This is a genomic window from Streptomyces sp. NPDC031265 (genome assembly GCF_055570295.1).
This window is the reverse complement of sequence record NZ_JBVIHM010000007.1, coordinates 191,548-217,051: the sequence shown is the minus strand read 5'-3', so window position 1 is coordinate 217,051 and position 25,504 is coordinate 191,548. Positions and strand designations below refer to the sequence as shown.

The window sequence follows — 25,504 nt, the reverse complement described above, 5'->3', positions numbered from 1 at the left end:
TGGCGGGCCGGTGCCTCACGCGGACCGCCGCGGCTCGGCCGGCTTGCGCGCGATGACGAGCGTGTCGTGCTCGCCGAGCGGCACGGTCTCGACCGACTCCAGGCCCGCGTCGTGGAGCCACCGGGTGCACTCGGCGAGGGTGTACTCGGAGCCGCCGTTGGTGATCAGCTGCATGTTGAGGCTGATGAGCGTGTTCCACGGGTCGCTCGGGGCCTCCTCAAGCAGCTGGTCGTAGATGAGGAGCGCGCCGCCGGGCAGCACGGCGTCCGCCATCTTCTTGACGAGGAGCGCCCGCTCCTCGGGTGTCCAGTCGTGCAGCACATGGCCGGTGACGACGACGTCGGCGCTCGGCAGCTCGTCGGTGAAGAAGTCGCCGCCGGTGAAGGCCGCCCGGTCCCGCAGTCCGAAGCCGGCCATGTGCTCCGTGAACATCGGCGCGATCGCGGGGAGGTCGAAGACGCCGCCGGTGAGGTGGGGGTGCGCGGTGAGCACCTGGGCGACCAGGTTGCCGCGCGCGCCGCCGACATCGAGGACGGTGCGGTACGCGGGCCAGTCGAAGGCGGCCGCGAGGTGGGGGCCGAGGGGGCCGCTGACGGCGTCCATCATCCGCAGGAAGTTCCGCAGGTGGCCGGGGTCGGCCATCATGCGCTCGAAGGCGGCCGCCTGGTCCTCGCGGCCTTCCAGCTGCGGGTCGCCGGTGCGCAGCAGCCCGGTCAGGTTGGACCAGGCCGGGTACATCATGCGGTTGGCGCGCTCCAGGAACGCGCCGGAGTACTCGGGCTTGGCCTTGTCCAGGAAGCGGTCGGCGGCCGGGGTGTTGGCGTAGCTGTCGCCGTCCTTGCGCAGCAGGCCGAAGCAGACGAGCGCGGTGAGGAAGTCCCGCGTGCCGCGCGGGTGCAGGCCGAGCCGCTCGCACAGCTGCCGCTCGGTGGCGGGCCCGGCGGCCAGGGTGGTGAACAGTTCGAGCTCGATGGCGCTGAGCACCACCTTGGCCTGGGCGAAGGCGATGCCGATGCGGTTGATGTCGTCCAACGAGGACGGTTCTGCGGTCAGTGGAGTGCGCGTCACGTGGTCTGAGTCCCTTCCCGGCGTTTGCGCCGATATCGCGGGACACGCTGGCATCCGGCGTTCGAGCACGGATCCAGGACGCGTCGGCGCACCTCACGACCCGCTCCGCGGCCCCCAACCGGGCTCCAACCCGCTCCGAAGGCCGCCGGAGAGGCTGGCCCAGGTCCGACCGGAGCGGGTGGAGGAGAGTTCGATGGCTGGGGCAGACGGCGGCGCGCCGCACACGTCGCGGGCGGTGCTGGGGCAGCCGAGGTGGTTCGTCACGCTGTTCCTCACCGATATGTGGGAACGGTTCAGCTTCTTCGGCATGCATGCCATCCTCGTGCTGTTCGCCGTGGCCGCGCCGCAGGACGGCGGCCTGGGCCTGCCCAGGACGCAGGCGCTGGCCCTGTTCGGGGCGTATGTGGGCGTGGTGTTCCTCGCGGCGATGCCGGGCGGCTGGATCGGCGACCGGATCCTGGGCGAGCGGCGGTCCACGCTCATCGGCGGCGTCGTCATCGCGCTGGGGCACTACACCATGTTGCTGCCGGCCGCGGCCGCGGCCTATGTGGGCCTGGCGCTGATCGCGTGCGGCACGGGCCTGCTCAAGCCCAACATGCTGGCCCTGCTCGGCCGGTTCTACGGCCCCGGGCAGAGCGCCGAACGCGAGGCCACGCTGTCGGTCTTCTACGTCAGCATCCAGATCAGCGCACTGGCCTCTCCGCTGGTGACGGGCTTCCTCGGCGAGACGGTCGACTGGCACCTGGGCTTCGGGGCCGCGGGCGTCGGCATGACCTTCGGGGTGATCCAGTTCGCCTGGGGCAGCCGGTCCTTCGGCGACGTGGGACGCGCGCCGGGACACCCGGCGACACGGACGGAGGCGCGCCGGGCGGCACGGGCCGCGGCGCTCGCGGTCGCGGTCGTGGCCGCGCTGGCGGCCGTCGACGTGGCGGGCGGGGCGTTCCGGCTGATGCACGTGGTGGCCGCGATGGGCCTGCTGACGATGGTCACGCCGGCGCTCTGCTTCCTCGGGATGCGGCGCAACCCCGCGCTCGGGGCCGCGGACAGGGCCCGGGTGACGGCCTTCGGCTGGGTGCTGGCGGCGACCGCGCTGTTCTGGATGTACGTGATCCAGGCGAGCTCCCTGCTCAGCCTGTTCGCGAAGCGGTCCACCGACCGGCACCTGGCCGGGTTCGAGCTTCCGGCGAGCTGGTTCCAGTCGGCGACACCGCTGTTCATGCTGCTGGTCGCGCCGGTGGCGGCGTGGGGGTGGAAGCGGTCGGGAGGCCGGGTGCCGCTGGCGGTGAAGCTGGCCCTGGGGCTGGGGCTGGCGGCGGCAGGCATGGCGGTCATGAGCGGGGCGGCCGCAGCCGCCTCCGGCGGCAGCCCGGTGTCGCCGCTGTGGCTCCTCGCGGTCTTCTTCCTGCTGGCGTGCGGCGAGGTGGTGCTGGCCCCGGTGGGGCTGAGCGCCTCCGTGGACATCGCCCCGAGCTCCTTCGCCGGCCGGACGATGGGTCTGTACTGGATGTGCAGCGCGTTCGGCGCGGGCGTGGGAAGCCAGATCGTGCACCTGGTGGATGTGCTGCCGCAGCCCGTCTACTTCCTGGTGCTCTCGGCGATCGGCGCGGCCGCGGCCACCGCGCTGCTGATGAGCCGGCGCGCACTGGCCGCCCGCCTGGCGGTGCGGGGAAATCAGCACGGGAGCGCGAATAAGGCGCTCGCCAACGCGTTGTGACGCCGCCTCACTCACCGCCCGGTGATTTACGAGAGCAGCTGAAGGGATTTGCCGCGCACCTCTGCCGGGTCGTGCGGAAAGCCCACGAAATGGGCCTGGCCAGGCCGTTGTCGGGAGGGCGTCGCCGCACCCGACGCGACGGACGGGCGGAACGAATTCACGCCCTTAATTCCCGTGGAGGGGTTCTGGATCCGTTCTCTAAGACGCGCCGAGACGATGTCAGGGACTTCCGCTCGCCGGTCCTCACGGGATTTGGCGCCGGACAAACGGAATTGGGCAACGGAGGGATAGCACGGTGGAACGCAGGCTCATCGTGGCACGGATGGATCCACGGGACGCGCAGTCCGTGTCCGAGGTGTTCGCCGAATCGGACGCGGGGGAACTGCCGGGGCACATCGGCGTCACGGGGCGCTCCCTCTTCCACTACCGGGGCCTGTACTTCCACCTCATCGAGGCCGAGGCGCCCGTACGCGAACGCATCGACGCGGCGAAGACCGACCCGCTGTTCCGCGACGTCAGCAAGAAGCTGGAGCCGTACATCGCCCCGTACGACCCGCTGACCTGGCAGGGACCGGCCGACGCGATGGCCACCCGCTTCTACACCTGGCGGGCCAAGTGACCGCCGCGCACGCACCGACGCCCGAACCCGAGAGAGAGGCCCCCGACATGGCCGCAGCCCCGCGCGTGGTCGCCCTGGCGGACACCGAGCCCAACCGCCGCCGCGGCGGCGAGCTCCGTGTCGTCCTCGGCCCGAAGACGGCCGGGGCGACGACCGGCTTCATGGGTGTTCTCACGCTCCGGCCGGGCGAGTTCGTCAGCGAGCACTACCACCCGTACTCGGAGGAGTTCCTCTACGTCGTGCGGGGTGCGGTGACCGCGCGCCTGGACGGCGAGGCGGTGCGGGTGCAGGCGGGCGAAGGGGTGCTGGTGCCCCGCTCGGTGCGCCACCGCGTCGAGAACCACGGCACGGAGGTGGCGGAGGCCGTCTTCCACCTCGGCCCGCTGGCCCCGCGCCCGGAGCTCGGGCATGTGGACACCGAGCCGCTGCCCGCGCCGGCCGAGCCGCAGCCGCAGGTGGGGGGCGCGGCATGAGCGCGCGCCGGGTCGTGATCACCGGCCTCGGGGTCGTGGCGCCCGGCGGGATCGGAGCCAAGGCGTTCTGGTCGCTGCTGTCCGAGGGCAGGAGCGCCGTCCGGCCGATCTCCCTGTTCGACGCCGCGGGCTTCCGCTCCCGCATCGCCGCCGAGTGCGACTTCGACGCCGAGGCCGAGGGCCTGACCGCGCGGGAGGCCCGCGAGCTGGACCGCGCGGCCCAGTTCGCCGCGGTCTGCGCCGACCAGGCACTGGCCGACAGCGGCCTCGACGTCTCCTCCGTGCGCCCGCACCGCTTCGGCGTGTCCGTCGGCAGCGCGGTCGGCGCGTCCACCGGTCTGGAGGACGAGTACGTCGCCCTCTCGCGGCGCGGCCGCGACTGGGTGGTCCCCGCCGCGCCCGCCGTGCCGCAGCTGCGCGCGCACCTGGTGCCGAGCAGCTTCGCCGCGCAGGTCGCGCGGCGCGGCGGCGCGCAGGGGCCGGTCGCCACCATCTCGACGGGCTGCACCTCGGGGCTCGACGCCGTCGGCCACGCGGCCGCGCTGATCGAGGAGGGCAGCGCCGATGTGATGCTGGCCGGTGCCACCGACGCGCCGGTCACCCCGATCACCGTCGCCTGCTTCGACAGCATCAAGGCCACCACCCCCGAGAACGACGACCCCGAGCGCGCCTCGCGGCCGTTCGACCGCGACCGCAAGGGGTTCGTCCTGGGCGAGGGCGCCGCCGTCTTCGTGCTGGAGGAGTACGGCAGCGCGGTGCGGCGCGGTGCGCACATCTACGGCGAGATCTCGGGCTTCGCGACCCGCTGCAACGCGTACCACATGACCGGTCTGCGGGCGGACGGCCGCGAACTGGCCGAGGCGGCCCGGGTCGCCCTGCGGCGCGCCGGCCGGGACGCCACCGACGTCGACTACGTCAACGCGCACGGTTCCGGGACCAAGCAGAACGACCGGCACGAGACGGCCGCCCTGAAGGCGGCGCTGGGCCGGCACGCCTACGAGGTGCCGGTCAGCTCCATCAAGTCGATGATCGGGCACTCGCTGGGAGCCATCGGGTCGCTGGAGATCGCCGCCTGCGCGCTCGCGCTGGAGTACCAAGTGGTGCCGCCCACCGCGAATCTGCGCAACCCCGACCCCGAGTGCGATCTGGACTACGTACCGGTGACCGCGCGCGAGACGCGCCTGGACACCGTGCTGAGCGTCGGCAGCGGATTCGGCGGATTCCAGAGCGCCATGGTGCTGCAGAAGCCGGGGAGGGCCGCATGAGCACGACCACCACCACACTCGAAGCGTCCGTGCGGGCGGACCGCCCGGTGGCCGAGGCGGTGATCACCGGGATCGGGCTGCTCGCGCCGAACGGCGCGGACACCGAGGAGGTCTGGGCCAGTGTCCTGGCCGGACGGTCCGGGATCGAGCCCATCGGCCGTTTCGCGGCCACGGGTCCGGTGCGCGTGGCCGGTGAGGTCGCCGACGAGGCGTTCACCGGCGCGGTCCCCAGCCGGCTGCGGGCGCAGACCGACCGCTGGACGCAGATGGCGGTGGCGGCCGCCGACGAGGCCCTGCGCGACGCCGGTCTGGAGGACGCCGGCCGCAGGCCGTACGACCCGTACGACATGGCGGTCATCACGGCGAGTTCTTCGGGCGGCACCGAGTTCGGGCAGCGGGAACTGAGCCGGCTGTGGACCGAGGGCCCGGCACGGGTGTCGGTCTACCAGTCCATCGCCTGGTTCTACGCCGCGACCACCGGCCAGCTGTCGATCCGGCACGGCATGCAGGGCCCGTGCGGGGTCGTGGTCGCCGACCAGGCGGGCGGCCTGGACGCCCTGGGGCAGGCGCGCCGCGTGCTGCGCTCGGGGACCGGGCTCATCGTCACCGGCGGCATGGAGGCCCCGCTGTCGCCCTACGCGCTCACCTGCCTCGACGCCGAGGGCACCGTCAGCCACGCCGCCGACCCGGCCCGCGCCTACCTGCCGTTCCAGGACGGGGCCTGCGGCTATGTGCCGGGCGAGGGTGGCGCGATCCTGACCGTCGAGGACGCCGCGGCCGCGCACGCCCGCGGGGTGCCGCGCATCCACGGCCGGCTGGCCGGCCACGCGGCCACGTTCGACGCCCCGTCGGGCCCGGCGGGCAGCGGCCTGCTGGCAGCCGCGCGCGGCGCGCTGGAGGACGCGGGCCTGCGTCCGTCCGACGTCGATGTGGTGTTCGCCGACGCGGCGGGCGTCCCTGACCAGGACGAGGCCGAGACACAGGCGATCACCGCGCTGTTCGGGCCGCGCGGCGTGCCGGTGACCGCGCCCAAGACGCTGACCGGCCGTCTCAACGCGGGCGGCGGGCCGCTGGACGTCGCGCTGGCGCTGCTGGCCATGCGCGACGGCGTGATCCCGCCCACCGCGCTCCCCCAGAAGCCCTCCCTGGGCCACCCGCTCGACCTCGTCGCCGGCCGCCCCCGCGCCGCGGCGGTCCGCACCGCGCTGGTGCTCGCCCGCGGCGCGGGCGGATTCAACTCGGCGGTCGTGCTGACCCATGAGCACACCGCACCCACCTCACGTCACCACCGGAAAGGGAACCCCTCGTCATGACACTCGATATGACACTCGATGAGCTGAGGACGATCATGCGTCAGTGCGGTGTGGAGGACGACGTCGACCTGGACGGCGACATCCTCGACCGCACCTGGGAGCAGCTGGGCTACGACTCGCTGGCGGTCCTGGAGATCACCACGACGGTCCAGCACCACACGCAGATCGTCATCCCCGACGAGGACACCTCGGAGCTGACCACGCCCCGGCTGCTCCTGGCCCACGTCGCCCGACAGAGCCGGGCGGTCTGACCATGGCCATGCACACCGACAACAGCGTCTACATCGAAGCCCCGATGGAGCTGGTGTGGGAGCGCACCAACGACATCGCCTCCTGGACCGACCTGTTCGACGAATACGCCGAGGCCGCCGTCCTGCGGCGGGACGGCGACACCGTCACCTTCCGGCTCTCCCTGCACCCGGACGCCAACGGCCGCGTGTGGAGCTGGGTCTCCCAGCGCACGGCGGACGCGGACACGCGCACCGCGCGCTCGCACCGCGTGGAGACCGGCCCGTTCAAGTACATGAGCCTGTTCTGGGAGTACGTGCCCGACGGCGCGGGCGTGCGGATGCGCTGGGTGCAGGACTTCGAGATGAAGCCGAGCGCCCCGCTGGGCGACGCGGCGATGGCCGAGCGCATCAACCGCAACTCCCGCCGCCAGCAGGCGCGCATCAAGCGGCTCCTGGAGGAGGCCGCGCAGGACGCGCAGGTCCTCACCGGCAGCCAGGCGTGAGAACGGGCACGGAAGGCTGAGATGTTCCCGACCCTGATCACGTTGCTGCTGGTGTGCACCGGAGTGGCCGCGGGCGACATGTTCTGCACCGCTGTCGGCCTCGCCCCGCTCCTGCGCTCCCTGAGCTACTCCCAGTACGTGGCGACCGTGCGGTTCCTGCAGCCGCGCTACGACCCGGCCATGCCCGTCATCAACACCGTCGCGCTCCTGTCCGGGGGCCTGGCGGCCGCGTGGGCCCCCGGCGGCGCCGCGCGGGCCCTTCTGGTGGGCGCGGCCGTCCTCGTCGTCGGCGTGATCGCGATGTCGGTCGCCAAGGCCGTGCCGATCAACCGGTTCGTGCTCGGCCTGGACCCGGAGCACGAGCCCGGCGACTGGCAGCAGAGCGACCCCCGTGTCCGGTGGCAGCGGTGGCACCTGGCGCGCACGGCGGCGATGACCGGCGCACTGGTGCTGGACGCGCTCGCCGTGGCGAGCCTGCTGTAGCCGCCGCACCCCCCTACTTCTTCGAAGCAGAGAGTGAAAAGTGAGTATGCGACTCGACGGAAAGCGCGTGCTGGTCACCGGAGGCACCCGGGGCATCGGGCGCAGCCTGTCCCTGGCGTTCGCCGACGCGGGGGCGAACCTGGTCGCCTGCGGCCGGTCCGACCAAGCGGCGGCGCAGAGTCTGGCCGAGGAGCTGAAGACGCGCGGCGGTGACCACCACGTCGTCCACGCCGACGTCACCGCGCCGGAGCAGATCGACACCCTCCTGGACGAGTGCCGCACCCGCCTCGGCGGCCTCGACGTCCTGGTCAGCAACGCCGGCGCGATCAGCCATGTGCCCTTCGCCGAGCTGACGATCGACGAGTGGCAACGGGTGATCGACACCAATCTGACCGCGGCCTACCTGCTGGTGTCCCGCGCGCTGCCGCTGCTGTCGGAAGGCGCCTCGATCATCCTGGTCGGCTCCCGGTCCGCGCAGGTGGGCATTCCGCTGCGGGCCCACTACACGGCCTCCAAGGCGGGGCTGATCGGCCTGTCGCGCTCGCTGGCCAAGGAACTGGGCCCGCAGGGCATCCGCGTCAACGTCGTGGCCCCCGGCGTCATCGAGACGCCGGAGAAGCCGCTGACCGACGAGATCCGCGCGCGCTACGAGCGGCTCACCGCGCTGGGCCGCCTGGGCCGGGGCGAGGAGATCGCCGGTCCGGTGATGTTCCTGGCCAGCAGCCTCTCCGCGTACATGACCGGCGAGACCCTCCACGTCGACGGCGGCATCTGACCACCCCCGCCCGGATCCCGCGGGGTCCCGGTACCAAGGAGCGATACGACCATGTCCGAACAGCAGATCTTCCGTGTGACGCTGCGCATGCAGGTGCACCCCGGCCGGGGCGCGGACTTCGAGCGTGTCTGGCACGACAGCGCCGACACCATCACCGGCCAGCCGGCCAACCTGGGCCAGTGGCTCTCCAAGAGCCTGGACGAGGACGACGTCTACTACATCGTCAGCGACTGGACCGACGAGGAGCGCTTCCGGCAGTACGAGCAGAGCGCGGAGCACCTGGAGCACCGGGGCCGGCTGCACCCCTTCCGCAGCGCGGGAACCATGGCCACCATGCACGTGGTGCACCACTTCACCGGCGCGGCGGCGCGGGCATGACCCCGCCCCGCGTCCGGGTCCTCATCCACGCGCTGGCGCCCGAGGGGCAGGCGGAACCTGACCCGGTCACCCTGGCCTACCACAGCATCAGCGAGGCCCTGCGCGGCACTCCGGGGCTGCTGGCCAACGAGCTGCTGCACTCGCGCATCGACGAGCGCCGCTTCGTCGTGATGAGCGAGTGGGAGTCCCTGGACGCCTTCCAGCGCTGGGAGCAGGGCCCCGACCACCGCCGGACGACGGCTCCGCTGCGCGCCTACCAGGACGCCTCGCACGGGCGCCCGTTCGACATCCTGACCGTCAGCGCACGCTACTGACCCGGTGAGCGCACGCTCGTGAACCATGACGGAGACACACCATCACTGCCGTCCTGAACGTCCTCGCGCTGCTGGGCAGCGGCATCACGGCCGGTGTGCTGTTCTGTGTCGCGCTGAGCATCGTTCCCACCTTCCTGCGGCTGCCGGCGGACCGTTACGTCGAGGTGCACCGGCTCATCGGCCGCAACTACGACCCGACGATGCCCCTCACGGTGCTCTCCAGCACCGCGATCGACGTCGTTCTGGCCTTCGCCGGGCACCGGCCGGCCTCGCAGACGCTGTTCGCCGTCGCCGCAGGACTGCTCTTCGGCGTCTCGTGCGTCTCGCACCTGGCGAACGTACCCCTCAACCGGGCCGTCAGAGCACTGCCCGACGGCCCGGTGCCCGCCGACTGGGCCGACCCCCGCAGGCGCTGGCGCACCTGGAACCTGCTGCGCACCGGCCTCGCCGTGAGCGCGCTCGCCGCGAACGCGGCGGCCGTCGTACTCGGACGCTAGCGCCCCCACCCCAACGGAGAAGGACGAAGAAGAAGATGACACTGGGCCTGAAGGGCAAGCGCGTCCTGGTGACCGGCGGCAGCCGGGGCATCGGCCGGGCGACCGCCCTGGCACTGGCCGAGGCCGGCGCATCCGTCGTCGTCGCCCACCGCCACGACACCGGCGCGGCGGCGGACGTCGCCGACCGCCTGAAGCGCCTCGGCGCCCCGCACCGCGTGGTACGGGCGGACGTCACCGACGCGGAGGCGGTCGCGGGCCTGGCCCGCGCCTGCCAGGAGGAGTTCGGCGCGCTCGACGTCCTCGTCAACAACGCCGGTGTGCACGCCCACGCGCCGCTCGGCACGCTGGACCTGGCCGAGTGGCAGCGCCTCGTGAGCGCCGACCTGACGTCGATGTTCCTGGTGACCCAGGCGTGCCTGCCGCTGCTGACCGACGGCGCGTCGGTCATCAACATCGGCGCCTCGGTCGCCCTGCGCGGCCGCGCGGGCGCGGCGCACTACACCGCGGCGAAGGCCGGCGTCATCGGCCTGACCCGCTCGCTGTGCAAGGAGCTCGGCCCCGGCCGCGGCATCCGCGTCAACACGGTCGCGCCCGGCGTCATCGGCGCCGAGGGCGAGGAGGTACCGCCGCAGGTGGAGCAGCAGATCCGGGGCATGGCGGCGCTCGGCCGGCTCGGCTCCCCCGACGAGGTCGCCGGCGCCGTGCTCTATCTGGCCGGCGACCTCTCGCGCTACGTCAGCGGCATCACGCTGAACGTCGACGGCGGCATCTGACCCCGCCTCACCACCCCCACCCACCCGACCGACCGGAAGAAGGAAGCCACCATGCCGTACGCGGCCATCACCTACGACATCAAGCCCGGCCACGACGAGGAGATCGCGGAACTCTTCGCCCACTTCAAGCGGGCCGACACCCCCGTACTGCGCAACGAGGCGGGCGAGGAGGCCGGCCGGCTGCTGGGCACCGCCGTCTTCATCAAGGACGGGCTGCTCGTGCGCGTCATCCACTACGAGGGCGACATCAAGGACGTGGGCCGGCACATGTCCCAGCAGCGCGGCGTGCACATCCTGGAAGAGAAGCTCAAGCCCTACCTGGCCACGCCGCGGGACACCGCGACGCCCGAGCGCTTCCAGCAGCACTTCGCCGGCAGCCTCATGCGCAGCATCACCCAGCTGTCCGCCGCCCCCGCCCCCGACGCGGCGCGCTGATCCGGCGCGGCGTGGCGATTCAGGGATACGAGGGGAGAACAGGCATGGCCGACAGGGCGATCACCGTCATCGGGCTCGGGTCGATGGGCGCGGGCATGGCCTCGCGGCTGCTCGCCGCCGGCTTCCGGGTCACGGTCCACAACCGCACCGCGAGCAGGGCCGAAGCCCTGGCCGGGGCCGGTGCCACGGTCGCCGCCTCGGTGGCCGAGGCGGTGCGCGGCGCCGACCGGGTGCTGCTCAGCCTGAGTGACGAGGCCGCGGTCGACGCGGTCCTCGAAGCCGCCGGCGAGGCGTGGGGCGAGGGCGTGCACCTGCTGGACACCTCGACCGTGTCCGCGGACTACTCCCGCCGCGTCACCGAGAAGCTGGCCGCCCGCGGGGTGCGCCGGGTGGAGGCGTGTCTGCTGGGCAATCCGCAGCAGGCCGGCGCGGGTGAACTGCGCGTGGTCACCGCAGGAGCGCGGCCGGCCGTCGAGCAGGTGGCCGACGTACTCGACGTCCTCGGCCGGGACGTGTCCTACCTGGGGCCGACCGGCAACGCGGCCACCACGAAACTGGTCTTCAACCTGCTGCTCGGCGGCCAGCTCGCCGCGCTGGCCGAGGCGGTCAACTACGGCGTCGCAGCCGGCCTCGACCGCGACCGGCTGCTGAGCGCCATCGGTGCCAGCGGGTTCAGCTCCAAGGTGCTGTCCTTCCGGGCCGAGCGCATGCGCGAGCGCGACTACCACCCGGCGGCCTTCAAGGCGGCCCTGATGGCCAAGGACCTGGGCCTGGGCACGGACGCGGCGCACGCCGCGGGCGTCGCGACTCCCGTACTGACGGCGGCGGCGCGCAGCTTCGACGCCGTGGTCGAGGCCGGATCGGGCGACGCCGACGCGGCGATCGTCCTCGATGTGCTCGGTCCCTCGCCGGACCAGCGCTGACCGATATCGCACGGGTGCCCGGCCGGCTCCGGCCGGGCACCCGCCACGACAGGAAGTGAACGAGTTGGCCGTTCGATCCACCGCCCGGGACGATACCTCCGCGCCTGCGGGTCTGCTGCGGTCCCTGGACGCCGTGAGCGCCGATGACGCCGCCCTCGTGGGCCGCAAGGCCGCCCAGTTGGGGGCGCTGCGCCAGGACGGCTTCCCCGTGCCGCCCGGTGTGGTCCTCACCGTCGGCGCGTTCGAGGCGGTGCTGAGCGGGCTGCGCCGGGCCGGGCGGGCCGGCGGCGCGGTCACCGCGGCCCAGCTGCCGCTGCCCGCGGAGGTCCTGCGTGCCGTCGAGGAGATCGCCGCGGCGTTCGACGGCGTGGAACTCGCCGTGCGCTCCTCGGGAGTCGCCGAGGACGCGCCCGACCGCTCGTACGCCGGCCAGTACACGACAGTGCTCGGCGTCCACGGGCGCGAGGCGCTCACCGAGGCGGTGCGTACCTGTCTTGCCTCGGCGTTCGCACCGCATCTGCGGGCCTACCAGGATCCGGCCGATCCGTGGCCGGGCCTGGCCGTCCTGGTGCAGCCGATGGTGGCGGCCGAGGCCGCCGGGGTCGCCTTCAGCGTGAACCCCGTCGACGGCTCCCGGGACGAGACGCTGGTCAACGCGGTGCGCGGACTGGGCGAGCGGCTGGTGTCCGGGCAGGCAGCACCCGACGAGTGGTCCATACGCGCGGGCGCGGCGCCGCGACGCACCGCCGGCGCGGAGGACGCCTTGGACGCGGCGCGGATCGGCCGCGTCGGCGAACTCACCCGCCGGGTGGCCGACTGGGCCGGCTGCCCGCAGGACATCGAGTGGGCCTGGGCCGACGACGCGCCCGTGCTCCTGCAGGCCCGTCCCGTGACGGCCCTGCCGCAGCCGGCCCACCAGGTCCCCATCGACTTCACCGTGCCGCCGGGGCGCTGGCTGCGCGGCGGCTACACGCTCAAGCCGCTCACCCCCATGAACGTCAGCACGCTGATCCGCGCGGTGAACGAGGGCAGCGAGGGCCTGTTCCGCTTCGCCTTCGCCGAACGCATCGACGTGCGCAGCCTGGGCGGCTGGTCGTATCTGCGCATCGTGCCCCTGCCGGACGCCGCGGCCCTGCGCGAGCGCGCCGAACGCGTCGTGGCCGCGGTGCGCTCCGGTGAACCCTTCGACCTGGTCGAGCAGTGGTACGGGCAGTGGCAGCCGCAGCTCGCGCACCGGACCGCCGCGGCCACGGACACGGATCTGGTCCGGCTGTCCGACCGCGAGCTCCTCGGCGAGCTGGGCGAGCGGATCGCGCTGGCCGGCCGGGCCCAGCATCTGCACTTCCTCGTCGGCGGGGCCTCCAGCCTCGTGTGGGGCGAACTCGGCGTCCTCTGCCGCGACCTGCTGGGGTGGGGGCCCGCCGAGGTGCTTCCGCTGCTGACCGGACTGCCCGGCAAGTCCTCCGAACCCGCGCTGGCCCTGGCGGACCTGGCGGCCCTGGTACACGAACGGCCCCTCGCCCAGGCGGTGTTGGAGGACCCCGACGAGGGGACCGTGCAGCGGCTGGAGAGGAACGAGCCGGAGTTCGCCGCGGCGTTCGACCGGTATCTCAAGGACTACGGGCAGCGCTGTCTGGGCGCCGACGTGGCCGAGCCCTCCATGCGCGAGCAGCCGCTGACGGTGCTGCGTCTGCTCGCCGGTCAGCTGGCCGCGGGCAGCGATCCGCGCCGCGCGATGCGCCACACCGTGCGCGAGCGCGAGGCGGCGGCGCAGCGCGCGCGGGCAGCGCTGGATCCCGAGGGCCGGGCGCGGTTCACGCGCGCGCTGGCCCGCGCGGAGCGCGCCTTCCCACTGCGCGACGACACCGGTTTCTACGCGCACACCTGCTGGGGCCAGGTCCGCTACGCGCTGCTGGAGCTCGCCGCACGCCTGGTGTCCCGCGGTGGGATGGGCCGGGTGGAGGAGGTGTTCCTGCTGGACGTCGGCGAGGCGCGCCGCGCCCTGGAAGAGGGCGCAGACCTGCACGAGTTGGTGGCCCGCCGCACCGGTGAGCAGAACTGGGCGGCGGCTCGTCTCGGCCCCCTGACCTACGGCGAGCCGGAGGCGTCCGCCTCGCGCGACGAGGCGCTTGAGGCGCTGGCGCCGGCGGACCGGGCGGTCCTCGAACCCGTGCGCTGGATCGACTCCGCGTCCCACCTGGGGGCGCGGGAGTCGGCCGCGGCGGGCGACCGGCTGCTGCGGGGCACGGGCGTCTCCGCCGGCCGCTACACCGGGACGGTGCGGGTGATCGTCAGCGAGGGGGAGTTCGACCGGCTGCGCCCCGGCGACGTGCTGGTGTGCCCGGAGACGACCCCGCAGTGGTCGGTGCTGTTCGGCTCGATCGGCGCGCTGGTCACCGACACGGGGGGCCTGCTGTCGCATCCCTCGATCCTGGCCCGGGAGCACGGCATCCCCGCCGTGGTCGCCACGGGCAACGCCACCGAGGTCCTGCGCGACGGACAGGTCGTGGAGATCGACGGCCGGGCGGGCACGGTGCGGGTGCTGGACGCGGAGACGACCCCGTGAGCCGCGCCCGGCGGGTGCTCGTGACGGTCTTCCCGGCGGCCTCCCACCTCTACCCGATCGTGCCCACGGCGTGGGCGCTGCGGGCCGCCGGCCACGAGGTCCGGCTGGCGGTCCCGCCGTCGTTCGCGCCGGTGGCCGTACGCACCGGCCTGCCCGTGGTGCGGGTGGGGCGGGACGCGGACCCGGGAGCGGCCTGGCACGGATTCGCGCCTTCGGCGGATCCCGCAGAGGCCGCGGCGGACCGGACCGCACGGACCATGGCCATGTTCGCCGCGGCGGCCGATGCCGTGACCGAGGACGTGACGGCGCTCGCCCGCCGGTGGGCGGACGCGTTGGTCTTCGATCCGCGCGCGTACGCCGGGGCGCTGGCGGCCGGGCTGTCCGGCCGCCCCGCGGTCCGGTTCCTTTACGGCGTCGACCACACCTACGCGCGGCGCGGGCCCGAATGGCCGCTGCTGCGGCCCCTGTGGCACCGCTGGGGTCTGGGCGAGCCGGATCCACTCGGCTCGCTGACCCTGGACCCCTGCCCCTCCGCGCTGCAGACGGCCACCCCGGCGGGCAGCCGGCCGGTGCGGTACGTCCCGTTCAACGGCGCGTCGCGCGTGCCCGCCCTCACGCGGGGGCCCCGCCGGGTCTGCGTCACCTGGGGCACGTCGTCGGGGGCGGCCGCCGGGCATCTGGAGCCGCTGCACCGGGTCCTGGCAGGGCTCACGCCGCTGCCCTGCGAGACGTGGGTGCTCGTCGCCCGCGACCAGCGCGCGCTCCTGGGCGAGGTGCCCTTGGGGGTGCGGGTGCTGGAGTCGGTCCCCCTGCACACGGTGCTGCCCGCCTGCGATCTGGTGGTCCACCAGGGCGGAGCGGGCACGACGATGACCGCGGCCGCCTGCGGGGTGCCCCAGCTGGTCGTCCCCGCCAAGGGCGATCAGCTGGTGCATGCCGAACGCGTCGTCGCCGCGGGCATCGGGCGGCGGATCGCGGCGGCGGCGCTGTCCGCCGGGGAGCTGCGGGCAGCCGCCGGCGACATGCTGCGGGACGGCGGCCTGCGCACAGCGGCGGCGGAGGTGGCCCGGGAGAACCGGGCCCGTACGGCTCCCGCCGACGCTGTGCGGATACTGACCGGGCTGACGGCCTGAGCGGGGCTGTTTCGTCCCCGCCGCCTCCCGGCGCCGGTTCAGGCGACGTTCCCCATGTACGGTCTCTCGGTCCGGGCCGCCGCACTCGGCCGCCGGGCCGGGAGAATGTGGGGCGGGCGGCGGACCGGGCGGGGCCGGGCCGGGGCGAGGGCGGCCCGCAGCAGCGGGTGCAGGACGTAGTGCAGATCCTCCAGGGAGTTCTGCGGTGCGGCCCGCAGCAGGTGTGCGGCGGTGAGGCGGTCCAGGGTGTCCTCGGTGGCGCGCGGACCGGCGCCGAGGACCGAGGCGGCGAACGCGGTGTCGAAGCAGTCGGCCTGGGCGTGCCCGAGGGCGAACAGGGCCTTGCGGTCCTGGGGGTCGAGGTCGTCGAAGCCGCGCTGCAGATAGGCGCGCAGGTCCAGGCCGGCCGCCCGGAGTTCGCCGAGCAGTCCGGCGTGGTCGCCGATGCGCAGGGCGAGTTTGCGTACGGGCCAGTGGCGGTTGACGGTGAGGCGCTCGCCCAGGGCCCGCAGGGCTATGGGCAGACCGCCGCAGCGCTGGACCAGGTCGGCCACGACGGCCCGCTCGTGCAGGACGCCGCGGTCGCCGAGCATGCAGGCCAGCATGGTGATGCCGTCCGCGGTGGACAGGGGCTCGACGACGATGTCGTGGGAGCCGGGCAGCGACCCGGACAGGCGGCGGCCGGTGACGAGGACCGACCAGTGGGGGCCGCCGGGCAGCAGCGGGCGGACCTGGTCGGCGCTGTGGGCGTCGTCGATGACGAGGAGGCCCTTCATGTGGGCCACGCGGGTGCGGAACATGCGGGCCAGCTCCTCCTGCCCGGCCGGGAGTTCCTCGGGCGCCGCCCCCAGGTCGCGCAGGAAGCCGCGCAGGGCCTCGGTCGCGGTGACCGGCTCGTCCGTGCTGCTGGCGAGTTGCGCGTACAGCTGCGCGTCGGGGAACCGGGAGCGTGCGGCGTGGGCCGCGTGCAGGGCCAGGGCGGTCTTGCCGACGCCGGGCATGCCGGTGACGGTGAGCACCGGCGCGTCGCTCTCCAGGGTGAGCAGCCGGTCGAGTTCGGCGAGCTCGGTCTTCCGTCCGCGGAAGTCCGCGAGATCCGCGGGGAGTTGTGCGGGCGGCACCGCGGCGGCGCGGGTGACGACGGCCTTGGGCGCCGGGTCGAAGCGCAGCCACGCGGCGTCGCTGAGCACCGCCTGGTAGAGCTGCTGGAGGTTGGGCGAGGGGTCGATGCCGAGTTCGTCGTCGAGGCCGCGGCGGACCTCGTGGTAGACCTCCAGGGCCTGCGAGCGCCGCTCGCAGCGATAGAGGGCGACGATGAGTTTGGCGTAGAGACCTTCGTGCCACGGGTGTTTGGCGACCAGCCCGCGCAATTCACCGACGAGTTCATGATGGCGGCCGATTTGCAGATCGGCTTCGGCCTGCATGACCAGCGCCCGCAGGCCGGCCTCGTTCAGACGTGCGGCGTGTGCTTCGAGCAGCGGCCCGCGGTGCACGTCGCACAGCACTTTGCCGCTCCACAGCCCGGTCGCCTCGTGCAGCAGTTCCGACGCCTTTTGCGCGTTCCCGGTGCCGAGTTCCCGTTTTCCGGACTCGACGAGTTGGTCGAACCGGTAGACATCTATGTCTTCCGGCGCGATTTTCGCCACATAGCCGAGGGGCTTGGTGACGAGAATGTCCTTGCTCTCACTCACGGCTTCGGAAAACACCCGGCGCAGCTGATAGACGTAGGTCTGCAGCGTGGTGACGGCGCTGGCGGGCGGATCGGACGGCCAGATCTCCTCGATCAGTGAGCTGATGGGCACCAGCCCGCCGCGGTGCATGGCCAGGAGGGCCAGCACGCTGCGCTGCTTCGGAGCCGTCGGTGTGAGGATGCGCCCTTCGTGTGAAACCTCGAAAGTCCCCAGTGCGCGAAAATACATGCTCTACCCCGTGTTACGCCTGTGTGCCAGTCTCGCAAGGTCAACCGCGAGACCTAACTGTTCGCGAGTCTCCCGCTCCCGCGCTTTTCTCCTGGAACACTGCGCACCGGCCGGTCCGGGGCGAGCCATTCCCCTCGGCCTGTACGCGCGTTTCCGCATGGAAATGCTATGGAGGGCACCGATGCGCTGTCAATTAACAAAAGCACAGAAGGCGCCCCAAACGGACCCCTGTAAAGATCCTTTACTGTTCCATGGCATCCCGTCCGGCGATGCCTGAGTTTCCCTCGGCTCCCCCGCACCCGGCCCGTTCGGCAGCTCGCCGATTATGTGCGGATTATGTGCGCAAACAATGTTCAAGATGCTCGCGCCCGGTCAGGCGGCGGATGTGCCCGCCTCCGGCAGCGCCTCCCGGACGAAGGCGAGAATCCCCTCCTCGAAGGAGACCGCGGGACGCCAGCCGAGCTCGTCGCGCAGCCGGGCGGGAGAGGCGACGATGTGCCGTACGTCGTCGAAGCGGTAGCGCCCGGTGACCCGCGGCTCGGGCAGTCCGCCGGCGCGGGACATCAGCCGGGCCAGGTCCCCCACGCTGCGCGGTGTGCCGCTGGCCACGTTGTACGCGCGGAACCCGGGCTCTTCGCGGTGCAGCGCGGCGAGGTTGGCGGCGGCCACGTCGCGCACGTGCACGAAGTCGCGCATCATCGCGCCGTCCTCGTACAGGTCGATGGGGCGGCGGCCGCGCACCTGCGACTGGAAGGTGCACGTCACCCCGGAGTAGCCGGAGTCCTGACGCATGCCCGAGCCGTAGACGTGGTGGTAGCGCAGGGCGGTGGCCGTCGCGCCGGTCTCGGCCGCCCACGCCGCCGCCAGGTGTTCCTGGGCCAGCTTGGTCGCGCCGTAGACGTTGCGCGGGGCGAGGCGGCCCTCCTCGTCGACGGTTTCGGGGGTGAGCGAGGCCGCGCAGCGCGGGCAGCGGGGCTCGAAGCGGCCCGCGTCCAGGTCCTGGCGGGCGCGGGGGCCGGGCGAGACCGCGCCGTGCTCGGCACAGCGCCACTGGCCCTCCCCGTAGACGATCACCGAACTGGCCATCGTCAGCCGGCCGATGCGGTGGCGCTGCATCTCCCGCAGAAGGACGGCGGTGCCCAGGTCGTTGCAGCCGGCGTACAGCGGCGCGTCGGCGAAGTCGTTGCCGCGCCCCACCGCGGCGGCCTGGTGGCACACCGCGTCCACACCGCGCAACGCCGCCTCCACGTCGCCGCGTTCGCGCACGTCGCCGCGTACGTTCTCGGCGCCCTCGGGCCAGGGCACCGGCCGGTCCGCGTAGACGTGGGGCAGCGCGGCGTCGAGCACCCGCACCCGGTGCCCCCCGGCGAGCAACGCGGAGACCACTTGGCGGCCGATGAAGCCGGCGCCTCCGGTGACGAGCACGTGCATGACGATCCTCCGTAGCCATCTGCCCTCGATATGCGCACGAGTCTTCAACGCATCGTTCGAGCCCGGATCGACGGTGGTTCGAGCCGGAATCCACCCGCTCTCGTCTCACGCCTGCCACCTGCGGTTTCGAGTAGGACAGGGCTCGAACGCGAATCCAAGGGCCGCGGTCACAGTGGGGTTTGCCCGCCGTCGTCGCACCGACGGCCCGATCCCGCGAGGAGACCCATGCCCAGCCCCCCGTACGACGGCGTCCGCGAGTCCAAGCGCATCCTGTTCGTCAGCTGGGGCTGGCGCACCCACCTGTATCCGATGGCGCCGTGGGCGTGGGCGCTGCGCGCGGCCGGGCACGACGTCCAGGTGGCGTGCCAGCCCTGCCTCGTCCCGGACGCGGCGGCGCTGGGCCTGCCCGCCGTCGCGGTGGGGCCGGACGTCGACGCCCTGCCCGACTTCCGGCAGTTCGTCATCGGGGAGTCCTCCGGCGCCGGGCCGGGCGCGGGCCGCGGGCCGCGGGCGCTGGCCCTGTTCGCCCGCCTCGCCGACCTGATGGCCGACGACCTGGTCCACCACGCCCGCACCTGGCGGCCGGACCTCGTCGTCTTCGACCCGACGGCGTTCGCCGGCCCCCTCGCCGCGGCGGCGGCCGGCGTGCCCGCGGCGCGGTGCCTGTACGGGCCGGATCTGATGTTCCCCTTCCGGCATCTGCTGCCGGAGCTGCTGGAGCCCACGTGCCGGCGGCTCGGCCTCAGCCAGGTGAACGCGATGGGCGACGTGACCCTGGACCCCAACCCGTCCTGCCTCGCGCTGCCGACGGACAGCGCACGGCTGGTGTCGCGGTACGTGCCGTACAACGGGCCGGAGTCCACGCGGGCGGTGCCCGGCGGTTCGCCGCGCCGCCGGGTCTGTGTGACCTGGGGGCACACCATGGCGGCGCTGGACGAGCGCCACTTCCTGACCGGCGACGTGGCCAGGACCGCGGCCGAGCTCGACGTCGATGTCGTCGCCATGGTCTCCGGCCGGCAGTTCGCGCTGCTCGGCCGCACCCCGCGCAATGTCCAGGTGCTCGTCGACACCCCGCTGCACCATGTGCTGCCGCACTGCGACCTGCTGGTCTCGCAGGGCGGTGCGGGCTCGGTGCTGACCGGGCTCGCCGCGGGGCTGCCGCAGGTGGCCGTCGGCCAGCTGCCCGATCACCTGGCAATCGCCCGGCAGTTGGAGGCCGGCGGGGCCGGGAAGGCACTGGCCGGGCCCGACGCCTCCCCGGAGGCCGTACTGTCGGCCGTCTTCGACGTACTGGAGCGCCCCTCCTTCGCCGCGCGGGCACGCGAGGCCCGCCGGGAGAACACCGCCCGCCGGGCACCGACCGAGCTCGTCGCGGAGCTGCTGCGGACCGCGCGCACCGCCTGACCGGCTCCGGCCGCCCCGGCCGATCGATCCTCCAACCGCTCCCCAAGGGGCGGTGCGACGGTGTGGACCGCCGGGCGACGGCCTCGGCCGCGGCCCCCTTCCCGCCGAAGGCGTTGCCCGGCGCCCCCCCTTCCCCACGTTGCACTCCGCCCGCGCCGAGGCGGGTGAAAGGAAGAAGAACGCATGCGCGTGCTGTTCACCGCGTGGGCCTGGCCCCCGCACTACTACCCGCTGGTGCCGCTGGCCTGGGCGATGCGCAACGCGGGCCACGAGATCCGGGTGGCCGGTCCGCCCGCGCTCGCCGAGACCATCACGCACTCCGGCCAGCCGGCCGTGGAGGTCGGCGAGAACGTCGACTTCAGCGAGCTGACGCGCGGCACGATGAGCATCGACCGCGACGCGCCCGCCACCCCGGAGCTCTGGCGTGAGCTGCGCAAGCCCAAGGGCGAGCGCGCGCTGAAGATGTTCGCGTCCATCGCCGAGACGATGGTCGACGGCCTGGTGGACTTCGCCCGCGCCTGGCAGCCCGACCTGGTCGTGCACAGCCCCACCAGCTACGCCGGGGCGATCGCCGCGGCGGCCGTGGGCGTGCCCAACGTACGGGTGCTGATGGCGCCCGACATCGCCTACCGCGGCCGGCACGCGGAGCCCGCGCTGCTCGCCGACATGTGCGCGCGCTTCGGTGTCACCGACGTGAACCCGCTGGGCGCGCTCACCGTCGACCCGTGCCCGCCGCGCATCCAGATCCCCTCGGACTATCCGCGTCAGCTGATGCGCTACATCCCCTACAACGGCCCCGCCGAGATGCCGCACTGGCTGCTCGAACCCCCCAGGAAGCGGCGGGTCTGCATCACCTGGGGCACCACGCTGGCCGCCGTCAATCCGAACCTGGTGCTGGCCGGGCGGATGCTGGAGGCGGTCGCCGGCCTGGACGCCGAGATCATCGTCACGGTGGCGCCGAGCCACCGCGAGTTCCTCGGTCCCGTCCCGGAGAACATCCGCGTCGTCGAGGGCCTGCCGCTGCATCTCCTGCTGCCCACCTGCGACCTGATGATCCATCAGGGCGGCAACGGCACCACCATGACCGGCATGGCGTGCGGGGTGCCGCAGCTGATCGTGCCCCAGTTCCCCGACCAGGCGTTCGTCGCGGAGCGCATGGCGGCCTCGGGCGCGGCGAGCATCCTGCTGCCCGAGGAGGCCGAGCCCGCCGTGGTGCGCTCGCGCGTCACGGACATGCTGGACGACCCGCGCTGGGCGCGCGACGCCGCCCGGCTGCGGGACGAGGCAGAGGCCCAGCCCGCACCCACCGACATCGTCCCGGTACTCGAAAAGCTCGCCCGCGAGGGCCGCACCGCGCCCGCCGCGGCGACGGCCGGCTGACACAGCGAAAGAAGGCACAAGCATGCTGGCACGTAAGGACCTTCCGCCGGAGTTCACCGCGTGGAACAAGGAGTGGGGCGCGCCGTACGGGCACCGCTCGGTGCGGCTGGTGGAGGAGGGCAAGCGCCCCATGCAGCGCCCCGGCGAAGCGCTGCAGGACCCCGCGAACCCCGACTACGGCCCGTTCGCGTTCCAGTACGCGAGCGGCACCCGGGTGCACGAGTACCCGTGGATGTTCGCCGCCGCGCGCCTGGAGCCGGGAATGCGGGTCCTGGACGTCGGCAGCGGGCTCAGCGGCCTGCAGTTCGTCGCCGCGAAGGCCGGCTGCGAGGTGGTCAACGTCGACCCGTCCGCCCGTGACGACTACAACGTGTGGACCGACCCCGGCTACCTCCCGCTCAGCCCCGAGCTGCACCAGATGCTCAACACGACGTTCGGCACCGATGTGCGCCTGATCGCGGACAAGCTCCAGGACACCGAGCTGGAGCCGGAGAGCTTCGACCGCGTGCTGTGCCTGTCGGTCCTGGAGCACCTCGACGCGGCGGAGGCCAAGGAGGTCATCGAGGCCGGTGCGCGCCTGCTGCGCCCCGGCGGCCTGATGGTGCTGACCGTCGACCTCTTCCTGGACCTGAAGCCGTTCGGCGTGCTGGAGCAGAACATGTGGGGCGTCAACCAGGACATCGGCGCCGCGATCGCCGACAGCGGCCTGGTCCTGGAGTCGGGCGACCCGCGGGAGCTGCTCGGCCTCCCCGAGTTCGACTTCGACCACGTGGTCGCCTCGCTGCCCGAACTGCTGGTCTCCCCGCACTACCCCGTGATGAGCCAGTCCCTGACCCTGCGCAAGCCGCAGGCGTGAGGTGAGCGGGGCAGTGATCGCGGCCTCGGGGCTGCGCAAGACGTACCGGAGCAGGAGCGGTGAGCGGGAGGCGGTGCGCTCGGTCACCCTGGAGGTCGCCCCGGGCGAGTTCTTCGGGCTGCTCGGCCCCAACGGGGCCGGGAAGTCCACCACCATCGGCATGCTCACCACGCTGGTGCTGCCCACCGGGGGCAGCGCCCGCGTCAGCGGGTTCGACGTCGTGCGCGAGTCCCTGGAGGTGCGTCGGCGCATCAGCCTCGTCCACCAGACCAACGCCGTCGACCGCGAGCTCTCGGTGCGCGAGAACCTCGAATTCCGGGGCCGCTACTGGGGGGTGGGGGGCAGGGCGGCGCGGCGGCGCGCCGATGAGCTGCTGGAGCAGTTCGGCCTCGGCGACCGCCGTGACGCGCTGTTCTACCAGCTCTCCGGCGGCCAGCTGCGGCGGATGCTGATCGCCCGCGCCCTGGTCCACCGGCCCGAGGTCCTCTTCCTGGACGAGCCGACGGCCGGCATCGACCCGCACAGCCGCATCCACCTGTGGGACGTGCTGCGGGAACTGCACGGGCAGGGCCAGACGATCCTGATGACCACGCACAACCTGGACGAGGCCGAGCGCTTCTGCCGCCGAGCGGCGATCATCGACGACGGGCGGGTCCTGGCCTGCGACACCGTCGACGCGCTGGTCGCCCGCGCGGGCGGCGAGGTGTCGGTGACCGCCACCTTCGACGGGCCGGTCGCCCTGGACCCGGCGTCCGCCGGCGTCCGGGGCCCGCTGGGCCGGGCGCGGGCGGAGGGAGACACCGTCCATGTGGTCACCGAGGAGCCCGAGGGGCTGCTCGGCGAGCTCATCGCGGCGGGTTCCGCGGCCGGGCGGCGGCTGCTCGACATGAAGACCTCCCGGCCCAGTCTGGAGAGCGCGTTCCTCGCGCTGACGGGAAGGAAGTACCGCTCATGAGTGTCCTGTCGGCCCCGCGTACGCATGCGGCCCGGCCCGCCGCACCCGTACGCACCAGCCGGGTCTTCGCCGCCTTCCTGGCGCGCGACTTCCGGGTGGTCTTCCGCAAACAGCTGCCCGGCTTCCTGGCCCGGGTGCTGGTCGAACCGCTGATGCTGGTCTTCGTCTTCTCGTACGTGCTGCCCTCGGTCTCCGGCGCGCGGCAGGTGGGCGGGCCGTCCTTCAGCACGGTGATCACTCCGGGGCTGCTGGCCAACACCATGCTCTTCGCGGGTGTCCTGGGCGTCACCATGCCTCTGATCAGCGAGCTGTCCTATCCCAAGACGGTCCAGGACCGGCTGCTCACCCCCGTCCCGGTGTGGGCCGTGGGGGCGGCGCGCATCGTCAGCGGCGCGGCCCAGGCGCTGGTCTCGGTCCTGCTGGTGCTGCCGATCGTGGTGTTCCTGCATGCCCCGGGCCAGGCCCCCGACATCACGGTGGCGAACTGGCCGTTGCTGGCGGCCGTCGTGCTCTTCGGCTCGCTGCTGTCGGCCGCGTTCGGCCTGTGGCTGGGCTCGGTCGTCAAGCCCGCCCAGGTCAACATGTTGTTCAGCCTGGTGATGATGCCCGCGATGATGCTCGGCTGCGTCTACTACCCGTGGGCCTCGCTGGACGCCATCCCCTGGCTGCAGGTGGTGGTGCTGCTCAACCCGGTGGTGTATCTGAGCGAGGGGCTCCGCGCGGCCCTGACCCCGGGAATGCCGCATCTGCCGCTGTGGGCCGTCCTGCTGGCCGTGCTGGGGGGCTCCGCCCTCATCAGCGGAGTCGGTCTGCGGGCGTTCCGCCGCGCGGCACTGGACTGAGTACGCGGCACACGTGCGGATGGCGGGCCCGGTCGGATGACCGGGCCCGCCGTCGCATGTGCGGGCTATGCGGCGGCCAGTCCCGCGGCGCGCGTGATGGCGTGGACCACCTCGCCGGGGGCGGGCAGGCGGCGGCTCTCCTCGCGCAGGCGGCGGGCGGCCCCGGCGTAGGCGGGGGTGTCCAGGATGGCGCGCGCGGCCGCACGGATCGCCTCGGCGCTCGCGTCGGCCAGCTCCAGGCGTGTCCCCGCGCCCGCGCCCGCGACCAGCGAGGAGATCAGCTTCTGGTCGGGCAGCTGAGGGATCATCAACTGCGGGACGCCGCAGGAGGCCGCCGTCAGCGCGGTGCTCGGCCCGGCCTGTGACACGAGCAGATCGCAGCTGGGCAGCAGCGTGTGCAGCGGCATGCGCTCGACCACGCGCACATGGGTGCCCGCCTCGGACAACCGCCTCAGGTCGCTGCCCGCCACGGTGGCGACCACCTCGACGGGCAGGTCCGCGACGGCGCCGACGATGCGGTCCAGGACGAAGGCGTAGTGCGCCAGGCGCGAGCTGGTGGTCCCGTAGGTCACGCAGACGCGGGGGCGCCGGGGCGCGCCGGCCGACCAGGCGGGAAGTACGCCGGAGCCGTTGAAGGGCACGTAACGCATGGGGAGCCGGGGGAAGTCCCCGGGCACCTGGAGGCTGGGCGGGCAGTGGTCGACGGTCGCCAGGCCGGTGGTGTCCTGCTCGTCCAGGCCCAGCCGCTCGGCGAGCGGGGCCAGCGCCGCGGGCTCGAAGGACCGTACGTAGGAGAGGATGTCCACCCCCCACAGGTGGCGGACGGCCGGAATGCCCAGGCGGCGCGCGACCATCGGCGCCGCGTAGGTGCTCTCCTCGAACACCACCAGGTCGGGCCGCCAGCGTTCCATGACGGCGCGCAGTGGCCCGGCCATGGTGTCGGCGATCGCCGCGTAGCTGGAGACGGTCCGTGAGCTGCGCCCGTCGCCGCGGACCGCGGGGTCCACGGCAAGCAGCGCGTCGACGATCGGTGTCGTCTGCCGGTCCGAGCCGATGGGCACACCGGTGAGCCCGGAGGCGCGGACGGTGGGCATCAAGGAGGGCTGGCTGGCCACGCGCACCTCGTGCCCGGCCGCTCTGAACGCCCACGCCAGGGTCACCATCGGCTGGTAATGGGTGGGCCAGGCCCAGGTGGTGAACAGCACGCGCATACGGTCCCGCCTTCCTCGTCCCCACGGCTCGGGGCGTCGCGAGG

At 73.3% G+C, this 25,504-nt stretch carries 26 protein-coding genes; 22 read left to right on the top strand and 4 right to left on the bottom strand.

Features of this window, described 5'->3' with window-relative positions; translation table 11 throughout:
- Positions 1 to 15 precede the first annotated feature (15 nt).
- Positions 16 to 1,068, bottom strand: a complete 1,053-nt coding sequence (locus ACZ499_RS14265) for a methyltransferase (protein WP_468674898.1) — start codon at positions 1,066 to 1,068, stop codon at positions 16 to 18.
- A 193-nt stretch (positions 1,069 to 1,261) separates the two neighbouring features.
- On the opposite strand from ACZ499_RS14265, the gene ACZ499_RS14260 reads away from it, so the two are divergent.
- From ACZ499_RS14260 to ACZ499_RS14180, 17 genes are all read left to right on the top strand, one after another.
- Complete coding sequence (locus ACZ499_RS14260) at positions 1,262 to 2,782, top strand: peptide MFS transporter (RefSeq protein ID WP_468674896.1); 1,521 nt, start codon at positions 1,262 to 1,264, stop codon at positions 2,780 to 2,782.
- A 295-nt stretch (positions 2,783 to 3,077) separates the two neighbouring features.
- Positions 3,078 to 3,401, top strand: a complete 324-nt coding sequence (locus ACZ499_RS14255) for a TcmI family type II polyketide cyclase (RefSeq protein ID WP_468674894.1) — start codon at positions 3,078 to 3,080, stop codon at positions 3,399 to 3,401.
- Between the two features lie 47 nt (positions 3,402 to 3,448).
- On the top strand, positions 3,449 to 3,874 hold the full coding sequence (locus ACZ499_RS14250; protein ID WP_468674892.1) for a cupin domain-containing protein: 426 nt from the start codon (positions 3,449 to 3,451) through the stop codon (positions 3,872 to 3,874).
- A complete protein-coding gene (locus ACZ499_RS14245; RefSeq protein ID WP_468674891.1) occupies positions 3,871 to 5,139 on the top strand; it encodes a beta-ketoacyl-[acyl-carrier-protein] synthase family protein in 1,269 nt (422 codons plus the stop codon). The genes ACZ499_RS14250 and ACZ499_RS14245 overlap by 4 nt, the downstream gene beginning before the upstream one ends.
- Positions 5,136 to 6,452 (top strand): ketosynthase chain-length factor, encoded by a 1,317-nt coding sequence (locus tag ACZ499_RS14240; protein ID WP_468674888.1) that lies wholly within the window; start codon positions 5,136 to 5,138, stop codon positions 6,450 to 6,452. The genes ACZ499_RS14245 and ACZ499_RS14240 overlap by 4 nt, the downstream gene beginning before the upstream one ends.
- Positions 6,449 to 6,703, top strand: coding sequence for an acyl carrier protein (locus ACZ499_RS14235; protein ID WP_468674887.1), 255 nt, complete (start codon positions 6,449 to 6,451; stop codon positions 6,701 to 6,703). The genes ACZ499_RS14240 and ACZ499_RS14235 overlap by 4 nt, the downstream gene beginning before the upstream one ends.
- Before the next feature lie 2 nt (positions 6,704 to 6,705).
- Positions 6,706 to 7,185, top strand: coding sequence for an SRPBCC family protein (locus ACZ499_RS14230; RefSeq protein WP_468674885.1), 480 nt, complete (start codon positions 6,706 to 6,708; stop codon positions 7,183 to 7,185).
- A gap of 21 nt (positions 7,186 to 7,206) precedes the next feature.
- Positions 7,207 to 7,668 (top strand): anthrone oxygenase family protein, encoded by a 462-nt coding sequence (locus ACZ499_RS14225; RefSeq protein WP_468674884.1) that lies wholly within the window; start codon positions 7,207 to 7,209, stop codon positions 7,666 to 7,668.
- Between the two features lie 40 nt (positions 7,669 to 7,708).
- Positions 7,709 to 8,443, top strand: coding sequence for an SDR family NAD(P)-dependent oxidoreductase (locus ACZ499_RS14220; RefSeq protein WP_468674882.1), 735 nt, complete (start codon positions 7,709 to 7,711; stop codon positions 8,441 to 8,443).
- Positions 8,444 to 8,494: 51 nt separating this feature from the next.
- Positions 8,495 to 8,821 (top strand): antibiotic biosynthesis monooxygenase family protein, encoded by a 327-nt coding sequence (locus tag ACZ499_RS14215; RefSeq protein WP_468674880.1) that lies wholly within the window; start codon positions 8,495 to 8,497, stop codon positions 8,819 to 8,821.
- Entirely contained in the window at positions 8,818 to 9,135 is a 318-nt protein-coding gene (locus ACZ499_RS14210; protein WP_468674879.1) for an antibiotic biosynthesis monooxygenase family protein, read from the top strand. Before ACZ499_RS14215 ends, ACZ499_RS14210 begins: the two co-directional genes overlap by 4 nt.
- A 95-nt stretch (positions 9,136 to 9,230) precedes the next feature.
- Positions 9,231 to 9,632, top strand: coding sequence for an anthrone oxygenase family protein (locus ACZ499_RS14205; RefSeq protein WP_468674877.1), 402 nt, complete (start codon positions 9,231 to 9,233; stop codon positions 9,630 to 9,632).
- A 35-nt stretch (positions 9,633 to 9,667) separates the two neighbouring features.
- Positions 9,668 to 10,405 (top strand): SDR family NAD(P)-dependent oxidoreductase, encoded by a 738-nt coding sequence (locus ACZ499_RS14200; RefSeq protein ID WP_468674874.1) that lies wholly within the window; start codon positions 9,668 to 9,670, stop codon positions 10,403 to 10,405.
- A 51-nt stretch (positions 10,406 to 10,456) separates the two neighbouring features.
- Entirely contained in the window at positions 10,457 to 10,840 is a 384-nt protein-coding gene (locus ACZ499_RS14195) for a SchA/CurD-like domain-containing protein (protein ID WP_468674873.1), read from the top strand.
- A gap of 44 nt (positions 10,841 to 10,884) precedes the next feature.
- Complete coding sequence (locus ACZ499_RS14190; protein WP_468674871.1) at positions 10,885 to 11,763, top strand: NAD(P)-dependent oxidoreductase; 879 nt, start codon at positions 10,885 to 10,887, stop codon at positions 11,761 to 11,763.
- A gap of 133 nt (positions 11,764 to 11,896) precedes the next feature.
- Positions 11,897 to 14,329, top strand: coding sequence for a PEP/pyruvate-binding domain-containing protein (locus ACZ499_RS14185; RefSeq protein WP_468674869.1), 2,433 nt, complete (start codon positions 11,897 to 11,899; stop codon positions 14,327 to 14,329).
- Positions 14,326 to 15,462 (top strand): nucleotide disphospho-sugar-binding domain-containing protein, encoded by a 1,137-nt coding sequence (locus ACZ499_RS14180; RefSeq protein ID WP_468674867.1) that lies wholly within the window; start codon positions 14,326 to 14,328, stop codon positions 15,460 to 15,462. The genes ACZ499_RS14185 and ACZ499_RS14180 overlap by 4 nt, the downstream gene beginning before the upstream one ends.
- 38 nt (positions 15,463 to 15,500) lie before the next feature.
- On the opposite strand, the gene ACZ499_RS14175 is transcribed toward ACZ499_RS14180, so the two are convergent.
- Both ACZ499_RS14175 and ACZ499_RS14170 read right to left on the bottom strand, forming a co-directional pair.
- Positions 15,501 to 17,381 carry an AfsR/SARP family transcriptional regulator gene (locus ACZ499_RS14175; protein WP_468674866.1) on the bottom strand — a complete coding sequence of 627 codons (1,881 nt, stop codon included), beginning with the start codon at positions 17,379 to 17,381 and terminating at the stop codon, positions 15,501 to 15,503.
- Positions 17,382 to 17,753: 372 nt separating this feature from the next.
- A complete protein-coding gene (locus ACZ499_RS14170) occupies positions 17,754 to 18,812 on the bottom strand; it encodes an NAD-dependent epimerase/dehydratase family protein (RefSeq protein WP_468674864.1) in 1,059 nt (352 codons plus the stop codon).
- Positions 18,813 to 19,037: 225 nt separating this feature from the next.
- Between ACZ499_RS14170 and ACZ499_RS14165 the strand changes: the two genes are divergently transcribed.
- The 5 genes from ACZ499_RS14165 (at position 19,038) to ACZ499_RS14145 (ending at position 24,249) form a co-directional block, all read left to right on the top strand.
- Entirely contained in the window at positions 19,038 to 20,216 is a 1,179-nt protein-coding gene (locus tag ACZ499_RS14165; protein WP_468674862.1) for a nucleotide disphospho-sugar-binding domain-containing protein, read from the top strand.
- 183 nt (positions 20,217 to 20,399) lie between these two features.
- Positions 20,400 to 21,596, top strand: coding sequence for a nucleotide disphospho-sugar-binding domain-containing protein (locus ACZ499_RS14160; protein WP_468674860.1), 1,197 nt, complete (start codon positions 20,400 to 20,402; stop codon positions 21,594 to 21,596).
- A gap of 22 nt (positions 21,597 to 21,618) precedes the next feature.
- Complete coding sequence (locus ACZ499_RS14155) at positions 21,619 to 22,452, top strand: class I SAM-dependent methyltransferase (RefSeq protein WP_468674859.1); 834 nt, start codon at positions 21,619 to 21,621, stop codon at positions 22,450 to 22,452.
- Between the two features lies 1 nt (position 22,453).
- Positions 22,454 to 23,407 carry an ABC transporter ATP-binding protein gene (locus ACZ499_RS14150; RefSeq protein ID WP_468674857.1) on the top strand — a complete coding sequence of 318 codons (954 nt, stop codon included), beginning with the start codon at positions 22,454 to 22,456 and terminating at the stop codon, positions 23,405 to 23,407.
- Positions 23,404 to 24,249 carry an ABC transporter permease gene (locus tag ACZ499_RS14145; RefSeq protein WP_468674855.1) on the top strand — a complete coding sequence of 282 codons (846 nt, stop codon included), beginning with the start codon at positions 23,404 to 23,406 and terminating at the stop codon, positions 24,247 to 24,249. Before ACZ499_RS14150 ends, ACZ499_RS14145 begins: the two co-directional genes overlap by 4 nt.
- Positions 24,250 to 24,314: 65 nt before the next feature.
- Here the strand turns inward: ACZ499_RS14145 and ACZ499_RS14140 are convergent, their stop codons facing one another.
- The gene (locus ACZ499_RS14140) at positions 24,315 to 25,460 is read right to left on the bottom strand and encodes a nucleotide disphospho-sugar-binding domain-containing protein (protein WP_468674852.1); all 1,146 of its coding nucleotides are present in this window, start codon (positions 25,458 to 25,460) and stop codon (positions 24,315 to 24,317) included.
- Between the last annotated feature and the right edge of the window lie 44 nt (positions 25,461 to 25,504).